12 protein-coding genes are annotated in these 12,327 nt (G+C 72.0%); 5 read left to right on the top strand and 7 right to left on the bottom strand.

Features of this window, described 5'->3' with window-relative positions; translation table 11 throughout:
- Nucleotides 1–10 precede the first annotated feature (10 nt).
- From ACFZBP_RS39845 to ACFZBP_RS39830, 4 genes are all read left to right on the top strand, one after another.
- Complete coding sequence (locus tag ACFZBP_RS39845; RefSeq protein ID WP_391420852.1) at nucleotides 11–808, top strand: helix-turn-helix domain-containing protein; 798 nt, start codon at nucleotides 11–13, stop codon at nucleotides 806–808.
- 74 nt (nucleotides 809–882) lie between these two features.
- A complete protein-coding gene (locus ACFZBP_RS39840) occupies nucleotides 883–1,263 on the top strand; it encodes a DoxX family protein (protein WP_383452792.1) in 381 nt (126 codons plus the stop codon).
- Nucleotides 1,260–1,718, top strand: coding sequence for a peroxiredoxin (locus ACFZBP_RS39835; RefSeq protein WP_383452794.1), 459 nt, complete (start codon nucleotides 1,260–1,262; stop codon nucleotides 1,716–1,718). Before ACFZBP_RS39840 ends, ACFZBP_RS39835 begins: the two co-directional genes overlap by 4 nt.
- A 100-nt stretch (nucleotides 1,719–1,818) precedes the next feature.
- On the top strand, nucleotides 1,819–4,155 hold the full coding sequence (locus ACFZBP_RS39830) for a SpoIIE family protein phosphatase (protein WP_383452969.1): 2,337 nt from the start codon (nucleotides 1,819–1,821) through the stop codon (nucleotides 4,153–4,155).
- On the opposite strand, the gene ACFZBP_RS39825 is transcribed toward ACFZBP_RS39830, so the two are convergent.
- The 3 genes from ACFZBP_RS39825 to ACFZBP_RS39815 form a co-directional block, all read right to left on the bottom strand.
- The gene (locus ACFZBP_RS39825) at nucleotides 4,156–4,590 is read right to left on the bottom strand and encodes a cupin domain-containing protein (protein WP_391420851.1); all 435 of its coding nucleotides are present in this window, start codon (nucleotides 4,588–4,590) and stop codon (nucleotides 4,156–4,158) included.
- Between the two features lie 111 nt (nucleotides 4,591–4,701).
- The gene (locus tag ACFZBP_RS39820) at nucleotides 4,702–5,313 is read right to left on the bottom strand and encodes a DNA polymerase ligase N-terminal domain-containing protein (RefSeq protein ID WP_391420850.1); all 612 of its coding nucleotides are present in this window, start codon (nucleotides 5,311–5,313) and stop codon (nucleotides 4,702–4,704) included.
- Nucleotides 5,314–5,368: 55 nt separating this feature from the next.
- Nucleotides 5,369–6,199, bottom strand: a complete 831-nt coding sequence (locus ACFZBP_RS39815; RefSeq protein ID WP_391420849.1) for an aldo/keto reductase — start codon at nucleotides 6,197–6,199, stop codon at nucleotides 5,369–5,371.
- A 95-nt stretch (nucleotides 6,200–6,294) separates the two neighbouring features.
- Here ACFZBP_RS39815 and ACFZBP_RS39810 point away from each other — a divergent pair, with 95 nt between their 5' ends.
- Nucleotides 6,295–7,359, top strand: coding sequence for a LacI family DNA-binding transcriptional regulator (locus ACFZBP_RS39810; RefSeq protein ID WP_383452971.1), 1,065 nt, complete (start codon nucleotides 6,295–6,297; stop codon nucleotides 7,357–7,359).
- A 264-nt stretch (nucleotides 7,360–7,623) separates the two neighbouring features.
- Here the strand turns inward: ACFZBP_RS39810 and ACFZBP_RS39805 are convergent, their stop codons facing one another.
- Genes ACFZBP_RS39805 through ACFZBP_RS39790 form a run of 4 tightly spaced genes read right to left on the bottom strand, consistent with a single transcriptional unit; the run spans nucleotide 7,624 to nucleotide 12,254 of the window.
- On the bottom strand, nucleotides 7,624–9,027 hold the full coding sequence (locus ACFZBP_RS39805; RefSeq protein ID WP_391420848.1) for a GH32 C-terminal domain-containing protein: 1,404 nt from the start codon (nucleotides 9,025–9,027) through the stop codon (nucleotides 7,624–7,626).
- A complete protein-coding gene (locus ACFZBP_RS39800) occupies nucleotides 9,024–9,878 on the bottom strand; it encodes an ABC transporter permease subunit (RefSeq protein ID WP_391420847.1) in 855 nt (284 codons plus the stop codon). Before ACFZBP_RS39800 ends, ACFZBP_RS39805 begins: the two co-directional genes overlap by 4 nt.
- Nucleotides 9,879–9,894: 16 nt before the next feature.
- Nucleotides 9,895–10,848: an ABC transporter permease subunit gene (locus ACFZBP_RS39795; RefSeq protein ID WP_391420846.1), complete on the bottom strand. Its 954-nt coding sequence runs from the start codon at nucleotides 10,846–10,848 to the stop codon at nucleotides 9,895–9,897.
- Nucleotides 10,845–12,254 (bottom strand): extracellular solute-binding protein, encoded by a 1,410-nt coding sequence (locus tag ACFZBP_RS39790; protein WP_391420845.1) that lies wholly within the window; start codon nucleotides 12,252–12,254, stop codon nucleotides 10,845–10,847. The genes ACFZBP_RS39795 and ACFZBP_RS39790 overlap by 4 nt, the downstream gene beginning before the upstream one ends.
- Nucleotides 12,255–12,327 lie beyond the last annotated feature (73 nt).

Below are 12,327 nucleotides of genomic sequence, written 5' to 3'. Positions count from 1 at the left end.
CTGCCTTGTTGTGTCGAACATCCGCCACGACCCGACCGCGCCGACCCGCGCCCAGGTGCTGGCCGCCGGGGAACGCATCGACGCGCACCGGCACGACGACCACCAGATCGTCTACGCCGGCTCCGGGGTCCTCGCCGTCACGACCGACGCCGGCACCTGGTTCGCCCCCGGCAACCGCGCCATCTGGGTCCCCGCCGGCACCGTGCACGCGCATCGCGCCCACGGGCACACGGACCTGCACCTGGTCGGCCTGCCCGCCGCCCCCAACCCTCCCCCAGACTCCGTCCGGGGGTACCCCCATCTCGCTTCGCTCGGCCTGGACACCCCCACCGTCCTCGCCGTCGGCGGGCTCCTGCGCGAGCTGATCCTCGCCTACACCCGCGACCCGGCCGACGACAGCCCCGAACGCCGCCGTCTGCTGGCCGTCCTGCGCGACCAACTGCGAGCCTCGCCCCAGCAGCCCCTGCGCCTGCCCACCCCGACGGACCCACGCCTGGCCGAGGTCTGCGCGCTCGTCCACGCCGACCCCGCCGACGCGCGCACCCTCGCCGCTCTCGGCGCCGCGACCGGCGTCGGCGAGCGCACCCTCAGCCGGCTCTTCCGCCGCGAGTTCGGCATGACGTTCCCGCAGTGGCGCACCCAGTCGCGGCTCTACCACGCGCTGCGGCTGCTCGCCGAGGACACGCCCGTCACCACCGTCGCCCACCGCTGCGGCTGGTCCTCCGCCAGCGCCTTCATCGACGTCTTCCGCCGCTCTTTCGGCCACACCCCCGGAAGCCACAACCGGCGCCCGCCACAGGGCCGGTGAACAGGCAGGGGCGGGTGAAAGGCGCTGACCTACCCTCCGGTAGCATCCGGCGGCAGGCCATCCAAGGAGGATCCGTGCCCCGGTCCCAACGCTCACCCCTGCTGCTCGCCGGCCTGCTGGCAACCGCGGGGGTCGCTCACTTCGCCGCTCCCCGCCAGTTCGACGCGACCGTGCCGCGCTCCCTGCCGGGCACGCCCCGGACCTGGACGTACGCCAGCGGAGCCGCCGAACTCGCGCTCGCGGCGGGACTGGCGTCGCCGCGCACCCGCAAGGCCGCCGCGCTGGCCACGGCGGCGTTCTTCGTCGGCGTGTTCCCCGCCAACGTGAAGATGGCCGCCGACTGGCGGCACCGCCCCACCCCGCAGAAGGCCGCCGCATTCGGCAGGCTGCCGCTCCAGATCCCCCTCGTGCTGTGGGCCAGGGGCGTCGCGAAGAACGCGGAGGGCCGGGCATGAGCACACCGCTGAAGACCGGCGACAAGGTCGAGGACTTCGCCCTGCCGGACGAGACCGGCACCACCCGCAGCCTCACCGACCTGCTCGCCGAGGGGCCGGTGGTCCTCTTCTTCTACCCCGCCGCCCTCACCCCCGGCTGCACCGCCGAGGCCTGCCACTTCCGGGATCTCGCCGCCGAGTTCGCCGCCGTCGGGGCCCGCCCGGTCGGCATCAGCGGGGACGCGGTCGAACGCCAGCAGGAGTTCGCCGACCGCCACACGCTCGGCATGACCCTGCTCTCCGACGCCGACGGCACGATCCGCGAACGCTTCGGCGTGGCACGCGGCTTCTCACTGGCCCCCACCAAACGGGTCACCTTCGTCATCGGGCAGGACCGCACGGTCCTGGAGATCGTCCGCAGCGAACTCCGGATGAACACCCACGCCGACCGCGCCCTCGCCGCACTGCGCAAGTGACCGCCCGGGCCCCGGCCGGCACGACCGGTGGGGCCCGAAGGGTGTGACCGTCCTGCCGTCGCGGTTGATGCGGTGCGGCGCAGGACTCATGCTGGACGACATGGAGCGCGTCTCCGCCGTGGCGATCCTCGACACCCAGGGTGTGGTCAAGGGGTGGAGCGAGGGTGCCCGGCGGCTGACCGGCCGCACGGCCGAGGAGGTCGTGGGACGGCCCGCGCGGGACCTGCTCGCCGAGGAACCCTCGCCCGCCGACCTGGCCGCCCTGACCGGCACCGTCACCCTGCGTCACCGCGACGGCTCGCGGCTGCCCCTGGTCCTGCGGGCACACCTCGTGCTGGGCGCGGACGGCGAACCCGACGGCTACACGCTCACCGGCGAACCCCCCGGCGAGCAGGAACCCGACCTGGGCGAGCGCGCCTTCCAGCAGGCCTCCATGTCGATGTCCGTCTTCGACACCGACCAGCGCTATCTGCGGCTCAACGGCGTCGCCTGCCAGGTGATGGGCGTACCCGAGGACGTCCTGATCGGCCGGCACTTCCCGGAGACCGTGGAGGACGCCGAGCACAGCCGCGGCTTCCAGTGGCATCTGCGCCAGGTCGCCGAGACGGGCCGGCCGATCCGCTACGAGAGCTTCACCGGAGCCCCGGCCCTGAACCGGGAGCACGCCTGGAGCATCGAGATGTGGCCGGTCAGGGGCGCCTCCGGCGAGGTCCTGGGCACCGCCCTCGCGGCGTTCGACAGCTCCGACCAGTACTGGGCACGGGAGCGGCTGGCCCTGCTGAACGAGGCCGCGGCCGCCATCGGCACCACCCTGGACGTGGTGCGCACCGCCGAGGAGCTCATCGGGATCGTCGTGCCCCGGTTCGCCGACTTCGCCAGCGTCGACCTGTTCGACTGGGTCCTCGGCGCGGAGGAGCCTCCGGCCCTGTCCGGCACCGACATCGCGCTGCGCCGCGTCGCCCACGGCTCCGGCACCGAGGGCACCCCGGAAGCCGCCGTGCACCTGGGCGAGGTGGACTACTACCCGCCGTTCTCGGCGCCCGCCCGGGCGATCCTGGAAGGCCGCGTGATGCAGAGCCAGGCGGGCGAACCGGCGTTCATGCGGTGGATCGCCGAGCGCAACGCCCGGGCGCCCGAGGGCCGACGGCACCGCATGGGCGCCCACTCGATGATGGCGGTGCCGCTGCGCGCCCGCGGCACCACCCTCGGCGTCGCGGTGGCCGTACGCATCAGACAGTCCGACGACTACGGCGAGGACGACGCCGTCTTCGCCGAGGAACTCGCCAGCCGGGCCGCCGTCTGCGTCGACAACGCCCGCCGCTTCGCCCGCGAACGCACCACCGCGCTGGCCCTCCAGCACAACCTGCTGCCCCGCGGCCTGCCCGGACAGGCGGCCGTCGAGGTCGCCCACCGCTATCGGCCGTCCGGATCGCAGGCCGGCATCGGCGGCGACTGGTTCGACGTGATCCCGCTCTCCGGCGGCCGCGTCGCCCTCGTCGTCGGGGACGTCGTCGGACACGGCATCCCGTCGTCGGCCACCATGGGCCGCCTGTGCACGGCGGTGCGCACCCTCGCCGACGTGGACCTGCCGCCCGACGAACTCCTCACCCACCTCGACGACCTGGTCACCCATCTCGCGGGCGACGACACCGACGAGGTCGCCGAACTCGGCGCCACCTGTCTCTACTCCGTCTACGACCCCGTCACCCGCCGCCTCAGCCTCGCCGCCGCCGGCCATCCACCACCCGTCCTCGTCCGGCCCGACGGCACCTCCCAGGTCGTCGAGATGAGCGCGGGACCCCCGCTCGGCGTCGGCGGACTGCCGTTCGAGGCGATGGAGGTGGAACTGCCCGAGGGCTCGCTGGTCGCCCTGTACACCGACGGTCTCATCGAGGACCGCGACCGGGACATCGACCACGCCACCGGCGAACTGTGCCGCGCGCTGACCGCGCCCGCCGAGTCCCTCGACGCCCTCTGCGACACCGTGCTCAAGGCCGTCCTCCCGGAGGACCCCAGCGACGACGTGGCCCTGCTGCTGGCCCGCACCCGGGCGCTGGGCGCGGACCGCATCGCCACCTGGGACGTCCTGCCCGACCCCGAGCACGTGGCGGCCACCCGGCAGGCGGCCACGGACCAACTGACCGCATGGGGCCTCGACGAGGCGTCCTTCGTCACCGAACTCGTCGTCAGCGAACTCGTCACCAACGCCATCCGCTACGGCGCCCCACCCATCCAGCTCCGCCTGATCCGCGACCGCACCCTCATCTGCGAGGTCTCCGACGGCAGTTCCACCTCCCCGCATCTGCGCCGGGCCCACGCCTTCGACGAGGGCGGCCGCGGACTGCTGCTCGTCGCCCAGCTCACCCAGCGCTGGGGCAGCCGGCAGACCGGCAGCGGCAAGACGATCTGGGCGGAACAGCCGCTGCCGCCGGTGTGATCACTCGAACGGGCAGCCCGGGTTGGGCACGTCCTCGGAGAACGGCGCGCCGTGCGGGAGGATGTAGAACACCTCCAGGACGAGCGTCGTGTCGCCCAGGTTCCGGCCGAGGTGGACATCGCTCGGCCCGCCCGGCTCGCGCACGACGGTGCCCTGCGGATAGACCCCGTCGACAGCGCAGTCGGGGTGGTGGTGGGTGAGCGTGCCCTGCTTCACGTATCCGTACACGGGCCCGTCGTGGTAGTGCCAGCCCGTGGCCTGACCGGACGGCACCGTGACCTCGCGCAGGACGTAGTCGGTGTCGCCGACGGTGGTCAGACTGATGGTCCGGCCGGTGACGCCCGGGCCCGGGGGCGTCGCCTGGGCGGGGCCGCCGAGGAGAGCGGTGGCGGCGATCACGGCGCCGGTGACGGCGGTGCGGAGCGCGGTGCGCATACGGGGAGCCTCCAGAGGCGAGAGGTGTCGTCGCCGTGAACATAGAGGCAGCGAACGGCAGTTGAAGGCGGAACGAGAACATCCGCCGGATTCACCCCGGCACCGGCGTGTTCAGCCCTCGTCGCCGTCGGCGGCGACCTGGCCGAGAGTGCGACCGGTCCGCACCGAACGAGCCCGGTACGGGTCGGGAGTGCCGTGCCCGCGCTCCCCGCCCTTGCCGGCCTTCACCAGCAGCCATGCCTCACGGTCGCCGTCCTGCCCGCCGCGGAACCGGGTCAGCGCGTACTCGCCGTGCAGCTTGGACCCGCTCAGCCGGAACGTGGCATGACCGCGCTCCAGCGACTCCTCGAAGTCCACGGGCCGCCCCCTGCGGTCGTGGCTGAGCGGCTCGTACGTCCCGTTGTCCCAGACGATCACCGTGCCGCCGCCGTACTCGCCCTCCGGGATCACGCCCTCGAACTCCTCGTACTCCAGCGGATGGTCCTCGGTGGGCATGGCGAGCCGCTTGTCCCGCGGGTCGTCGGAGGGCCCCTTCGGCACCGACCAGGACTTCAGCACGTCGTCCACCTGGAGCCGGAAGTCGAAGTGCAGGGTGCTGGCGTCATGGATCTGCACCACGAACCGCGGTCGGTCACCGGAGGCGGATCCATGGCCCCGCGGCTCCCGGGTCCGCCCGAAGTCACGCTTGCCCCGGTAGTCACTCAACCGGTCCTTCTCACCCACGAGCGCCTCCTTCCCGAGCGCCCCGAGTACCCGCGGCGGCGCCCGGGACGCACGGTCAGAACTCCTCGTGCACCTCGGGGTCCCCGCCGACGCGCCGGTGGGCGCGGTCCGCGACGGCTGTCATCTGGGCGGCGCTCAGTTCGAAACCGAAGACGTCCAGGTTGGCGCGCTGCCGTCCCGGATCGCCCGACTTCGGGATCGGGACGGCGCCGAGCTGGACGTGCCAGCGCAGAACGACCTGCCCCGGCGTCACCCCGTGCGCCTCGGCGACCGCGCCGACGACCGGGTCGTCCAGCAGGTCGGTGCCGCGGCCCAGCGGGCTCCAGCTCTCGGTGACGATGCCCTTGTCGGCGTGGAAGGCGCGCAGCTCCGCCTGCGGGAAGTACGGATGCAGCTCGATCTGGTTGACGGACGGCAGGACGCCGGTCTCCTTCCCCAGCCGCTCGATGTGCTCGGCGGTGAAGTTGGAGACGCCGACCGACCGGACGACACCGTCCTCCCTCAGTTTCAGCATGGCCTTCCAGGAGTCCACGTACTTGTCGACGCGGGGGAGCGGCCAGTGGACGAGGTACAGGTCCACGTAGTCCAGGCCGAGCCGGGCGCGGGACTCCTCGAAGGAGGCGAGGGTCTCCTCGTAGCCGTGGTGCCGGCCCGGGAGCTTCGTCGTCACGACCACGTCCTCGCGCGGGATGCCGCTGCGGGCGATGCCGCGGCCGACGCCGGTCTCGTTGCGGTAGTTCGTCGCCGTGTCCACGAGCCGGTAGCCCAGCTCCAGGGCGTCGACCACGGCCTGCTCGGCCTGGGTGTCGTCCATCGGCCAGGTGCCCAGGCCGAGCGCGGGGATCGTCGTGCCGTCGTTGAGCGTGTACAGCGGAATGCTGATCACTGTCGGACCTTCCCTCGACTGTGCCGTACACCCAGCGTCACGGATAGGGTGGGGATCGATCAACCGGACGGGTGGGGATGAGGACAGCGGACGGCATGGGCGGCACCGAGGAGAAGCAGCCGACGGGATCCGGACGGCCCACGTCACGCGACGTCGCCAAACTCGCCGGGGTGTCCCACACCGCCGTCTCCTTCGTCTTCAACGGCCGCGCCGAGGGCAACCTCTCGCCCGCCACCCAGGAACGCATCCGCCGGGCCGCCGCCCAGCTCGGCTACCGGCCCGACCCCGTCGCCCGCGGCCTGCGCCGCCGCCGTACGGCCGTGATCGGCCTGGTCACCGACGAGATCGCCTCCTCGCCGTTCGCCGGCCGGCTGCTGCGCGGCGCCATGGAGACCGCCTGGGACAGCGACCACCTCGTCCTGACCATCGACTCAGGCGGCGACCCGGCCAAGGAGGACGCGGCCGTCGCCGAACTCCTCGACCGGCGTGTCGACGGCATCATCTACGCGGCCATGTCGCTGCGCCGCGTCCGTGTCCCCGAGGGCCTGCACCGCACCCACTCCGTCCTCGCCAACTGCCTGCCCGAGGACGACTCGCTGCCCGCCGTCATCCCCGCCGAACGCGCGGGCGGCCGTACGGCGGCCCGGCTGCTGCTGGACGAGGGCCACCACCGGCTCGCCATGGTGGGCGGCCAGGACGACCTCGCCTCCGTCGACCGCCTGCGCGGCTTCAGGGACGCGCTGCGCGCCGAGGGCGTCACCGTCCCCAAGGAGTGGGTCGTCCGCACCGGCGGTGAGATCGCCAGTGGCTACGAGGGCGCCATGCGGGTCCTCGACGGCACCCCTGCCGACCGGCGCCCCACCGGCCTCTTCTGCTACAACGACCGCGTCGCGGCCGGCGCGCTGCACGCCGCGACCCGCCTCGGCATCACCGTCCCCGACGACCTCTCGGTGGTCGGCTACGACGACCAGGAACACATGGCCGAGTTCCTCACCCCACCCCTCACCAGCGTCGCCCTGCCCCACCGGGCCATGGGTGAAGCAGCGGCCCGCCTGCTCCTGGACGCCATCGACACGGGCCGCACGCCCCCCGCGACGGTACGACGCCTGGCGTGCCCGGTGATCAGCCGGGCGTCGGTGGGGGCGGCTCCGGGGCAGTGACGGTGGCCGCCGGGGGCGGGACGCTGCCCGCGACGGACAGGGCGCCCCGGTCTTTGCGGTGATCGACCCTGTGTCTCTGGGGCCTCCTGCCGACCGGCGACGGCGCCGGGGCGGGGCTCTCACGGCCGGGCACCCTCCGCGACGAGCAGGGGCCCCGGCCCCTGGTGGTCAGCCGTGCGTCCGTGGGGAGGATCCCCGTCGGTGACGGTGGCTTCGCGGGCCGGGCACCCTCCGCGACGCGTACGGCGCCCGGCCGCTCGGTGATCACCCGTACGTCGGCGGAACCAGTTCCCAGCCGGTGACCGTGACCTCGGAGCCGTCGGACACGGTGAGTTCGGGCGTGTCGTCAGGGCGTCGGTAGACCCGTTCGGTGATGGTGGCGCGGTCGTCGACGAACAGCTCCAAGAGGGAGCCGTCGGTGAGGATCCGTACCTGGTGGGCCGGGGCCCGCACCACGATCGGCGCCGAACCGTCGGGCCTGGCGCGGGGCCAGCCATCGCGGTCGAGCGTCACCGTGCCCTCGTCCGGGTCCAGTACCACCGTCAGCCGCGCGCCCGAGGCGGACCGCAGGAGGCTCACCGTGGTGCGGTCGGAGGCGGTGACGGTGAGGTCATAGGCCGGAGGGAGCGGGGTGCGGAGACCCGGTGCGGTGACGAACGGGGCCGCCGCGCGCAGGAGTTCGAGCTCCGGGGCTGGTACGACCCGTAGGGACCCGTCCGGGTGTACGTCCACGACCCTCGGTGCGGTCAGGACCCCGGCCCAGCCCGCCCGGTCGATCTCGTCCTGGTCGCGGGACTCCCACGACCAGCCCCACATCAGCGCCCGGTCGGGTTCCTGGAGCACGGCGGGGGCGTAGAAGTCACGCCCGTGGTCGAGCCGCCCGCCGGTGCGCGGCGAGAAGCGCAACTCGCCCTCCGTGCCCGGCTCCAGATGTCCCGTCAGGTATCCGGTGCTGCATGGATCCCCGTCCCACAGCGACAGCACCAGCACCCAGTCCCCGCCCTGTGTCGAGTACAGCTGAGGGCACTCCCAGCCCACCGCCTTGTCGCCGAAGGCATCCGCCGCGACCGGGTCGTTGCCGTCGAGGAACACCCCGGCGAACCGCCAGTCCGACAGGTCGTCGCAGTCGTACACCAGCACCGACGCCGTCCCGTCGGCGTGCCCAGCGCCGACCAGCGCCCAGCGGCGCCCGCCGCTCCTGAACACGAACGGGTCGCGGAACATGACCACGTCCAGATCGGCGGGCGGACCGCTCACCACCGGTGTCGGCAGCGGCTTCCAGTCGGTGAGGGTCTCGTCCTCCGGGACCACCGCCCGGGCCAGGCAGATCGCGCCGAGGCCGGTGTGGTGGCGGTCCACGCCCGTGTAGACCGCGGTCGGCACGCCGTCGTCGTCGACCACGCACCCGGACCAGCAGCCCGCCTCGTCCGGGCCGCCCGGAGTCGGCGTGAGCGCGACCGGATGGTGCTCCCATTCGACGAGGTCGGCGCTGGAGACGTGCCCCCAGTGGACGTTCGTGTGCACGGGAGCGTCGGGGTTGTGCTGGTAGAAGAGGTGGTGGCGGCCGCGCCAATGGAAGGGACCGTTCGGGTCGTTCATCCAGTTGGCCGGGGGACGGACCCGGAAGCGCGGGGCGCCGGGGTCCGAGGACGGAGCGGTGAGGCTCAACGGTTGACTCCTGCGGACGTGATGCCCTCGCGGAGAGGGCGCTGACCGACGACGAACACGGCGACGGCGGGGATCATGGAGAGGACGACACCGGCGAGCACCACCGAGATGGAGCCGGTGCCCAGGTTGCCCTGGAGGGAGACCAGGCCCAGGGGGAGGGTGTAGTTCTGGCCGGAGGTCTCCAGGATCAGTGGCCGGAAGAACTCGTTCCAGTGGTAGTTGAAGGCCAGCACGCCGACGATCGCGAGGCCGGGCGCGGCCAGCGGCGCGTACACGGACCGGAAGATCCGCCAGGGCCCGCAGCCGTCCAGCATCGCGGCCTCGCCGAGGTCCTTGGGCATGCCCAGGAAGTACTGGCGCATCAGGAAGGTCCCGAAAGCCGTCGGGAAGGCCGGGATGATCAGCGCGAGCAGCGTGTCGGTCAGGCCCATCGACTTCAGCACCAGGAACACCGGCACGATCGTGACCTGCAACGGCACCATCATGGTCGCCAGGACCAGCCCGAACAGCGGCTTTTTGAACCGGAATTCGAGGCGTGCGAAGGCGTACCCGGCGAGACCGGCCGTGATCATCTGGCCGACCGCGATGAGGGCCGTCACCAGTGTGGAGTTCAGGGCGAGCAGCCAGACGTCGATCTGGTCGAAGACCCCGCTGTACGCCTCCAGGGACGGATCCGTCGGGATGATCCGCGGCGGCAGGTCGAAGGCCTCGGCCGGGGTGCGCAGCGAGGTGGAGACGGTCCACACGACCGGGCCCAGCGTCAGCAGCGCGCACACGGCCAGCGCGGCGATACGGGCCCACGGCGCGACGGAGTGCCGGGTGCGGCTCAGGGACAGGGTTGCTTGGCTCATGGGGAAGTCACCCGGCTCACTGGTAGTGGACGAAACGCCGGCTGAGCCGGAACTGGAGGGCGGTGACCGCCATGATCAGCACGAACAGCAGCACACCCACCGCCGAGGCCTCACCGAAGCGCAGCTGTTCGAACGCGCTCTCGTAGATCACCATCACCACGGTCCGGGTGGCGTCGCCGGGACCTCCGTTGGTGAGGACGTACGGCTGCTCGAAGACCTGGAGCGCGTTGATGATGCCCACCACCGAAGCGACCAGCAGCGTGGGGGAGAGCAGCGGCAGCGTGACGTTCAGGTGCTTGCGCAGACCGGTCGCGCCGTCGAGGGAGGCGGCCTCGTGGACCTCCTTGGGGATGTTGTTCAACCCGCCGACGAACAGCAGGAACGAGAACCCGAACTGCTGCCACACGTAGACCAGGATCACCGTGGCCATCGCCGCGTTCTCCGACGTCAGCCACGGCACCGGAGCGATCCCGACCAGGCCGAGCATCCAGTTGACGACCCCGAAGTCCTGGTTGAACAGGTACTTCATCACCACCGAGATCGACGCCGCGGACAGCACCAGCGGGAAGAAGAACGCCGACCGGAACACCGAGCGCAGCCACACCGGCATCCGCCCGTTCACCGCCAGCGCCAGCACCAGGGCGACGGCCAGTTGCAGCGCGACCGCGAACACCATGAACACCAGCGTGTTGCGGAAGGACACCAGCACCGTCGAATCGGTGAAGACCTCACGGTAGTTGGCGGCCCCGGCGAAGCTCGGCTCGTCGATCACGTTCCAGTGGAAGAGGCTCAGCACGACCGAGCCGATGATCGGGACGACCGTGAAGACGACGATGCCGACGATCGTGGGCGCCAGGAACAGCGTGGCCAGTAGCCGTGAGCCGCGGTCGCGGGCTGGCGACCGGGGCGCGGGCGCCGGTGGCACGGCCGGCTGCTCGGGCCGTACGGCGGGTATCTGGGTGTTCGTCATACGTCACGCTCCATGGCCTTCTCCAGGTCGCTCTGCATCCGGCGCAGCGCGGGCGCGACCGAGCGCCGTGAGGCCAGCGCGGTACCGGTGTGCTTGAGCAGCACCTGTTCGACCTCGGCGACCTGCGGCGGGGCGGGGATCGGCCCGGTGTCGGGGAACTTGTCGAGGGTGTCGTAGAAGACCTGCCACCGGTTCGGGCCGGTCTCGCGGTAGCGGTCGGCGGTCAGCATCGAACGGCGCGCCGGGGTGGTCTGGTTGGTCTCGAACAGCCGCGTCAGGGTGTCCTTGCGGGCGGCGTACTTGATGAACTCCCAGGCCTCGTCCTGCCGCTTCGAGGTACGCAGCAGCGCGTAGCCGGCGGCGCCGTACTGCATGCGCTGGGTGCGCCAGCGCGGGAAGTACTGCACGTCGAAGCCGTTCGCCTTCATGCCGGCCAGGTGCAGGCCGCCCGCCCAGAAGCCGCCCGCGGGCGTGACCCCGACCCGGCCGGTGGAGAACACGCCGATCAGGTTCTGGCCGTTGCCGCCCTCGGGGCGGGTGCAGAGCCCCTCCTGGATGAGGGAGGCGAGGTAGTCGTACGCCTCCTCCACCCGCGCGTCGGTGGCCTGCGGCGTCGTCCACCGGAAGCCGCCCCCCCGCCCCTGCCGTGCGGCCGCCGGATAGAAGGAGTCCCACAGCCAGCCGCCGCCCGGCGCCTTGGACTCGCTGAGCAGGTTGGTGTCGTTGGCGAACAGCCACGGCACCACGCCGCCCCACAGCCGGTTCGTCCAGAAGTACGGCGTGAACTGGGAGCCGCTGGACTGCTTCATGTCCCGCAGCAGCCCGGTGAAGTCGTCGCGCGTCCAGTCGGCCGCCGGGAAGTCTGCTCCGGCCCGCTTCAGCACCTGGTTGTTGAGGTACATGTCGGCGGCGTTGAACTCGACGGGCAGCTGGTAGAGGCTCCCCTCGTACATCATCGACTCCACCAGCGAGGGATGGACGTCGGCGAAGTACTCGCGCAGCTCCTCGGCGTCCCGCTTCACCCAGTCGTCCAGCGGGACCCCGAGGCGCTGCGCGAACAGCTGGACGCCTTCGGTGGCGACGTACACGAGGTCGGGCGCGGTGCCCGCCGCGATCTGGGTGAGGATCTTCGCGAAGAAGTCCGACCAGTCGACGGCCTGCACGGCGTTGATCCGCAGTTTGATGTCGGGGTGGACCTCCTTGAAGCCCTCGGTGAGGGTGCGGACGGCCTCCGGTCCGTAGGCGGGGCCGAGGGTGGCGACGACGAGGGAGCCGTCGTCGCGGCCGGGTATGTCGGCTCCGGTGAGCCGGTCCCAACTGGCGGCGGTACCTGCCAGCGCTGCGGCTCCCGCGCCGTAGGCGCCGTACCGCAGGAGGGTGCGGCGGTTGAGGTGCGAGGCGGTCATCTGAACGGGCCTAACTCGTGTTAGCCAGAATCTGATGCCCAGATGATGTGAAGGCTGCCGCGACCCTGTCAAG

Source organism: Streptomyces sp. NPDC008086, from assembly GCF_042957325.1.
Lineage (GTDB): Bacteria > Actinomycetota > Actinomycetes > Streptomycetales > Streptomycetaceae > Streptomyces.
Note: the sequence above shows the minus strand (reverse complement) of the source record. Positions and strands in the feature narration are given on the sequence as shown.

Coding starts and splice junctions, on each gene's coding strand:
- ACFZBP_RS39825 (WP_391420851.1), bottom strand. CDS start 4,590: ATGCGCACCGCGCTCCGCACCGCCGTCACCGGCGCCGTGATCGCCGCC.
- ACFZBP_RS39795 (WP_391420846.1), bottom strand. CDS start 10,848: ATGACGAACACCCAGATACCCGCCGTACGGCCCGAGCAGCCGGCCGTG.
- ACFZBP_RS39835 (WP_383452794.1), top strand. CDS start 1,260: ATGAGCACACCGCTGAAGACCGGCGACAAGGTCGAGGACTTCGCCCTG.
- ACFZBP_RS39790 (WP_391420845.1), bottom strand. CDS start 12,254: ATGACCGCCTCGCACCTCAACCGCCGCACCCTCCTGCGGTACGGCGCC.
- ACFZBP_RS39830 (WP_383452969.1), top strand. CDS start 1,819: ATGGAGCGCGTCTCCGCCGTGGCGATCCTCGACACCCAGGGTGTGGTC.
- ACFZBP_RS39810 (WP_383452971.1), top strand. CDS start 6,295: ATGGGCGGCACCGAGGAGAAGCAGCCGACGGGATCCGGACGGCCCACG.
- ACFZBP_RS39800 (WP_391420847.1), bottom strand. CDS start 9,878: ATGAGCCAAGCAACCCTGTCCCTGAGCCGCACCCGGCACTCCGTCGCG.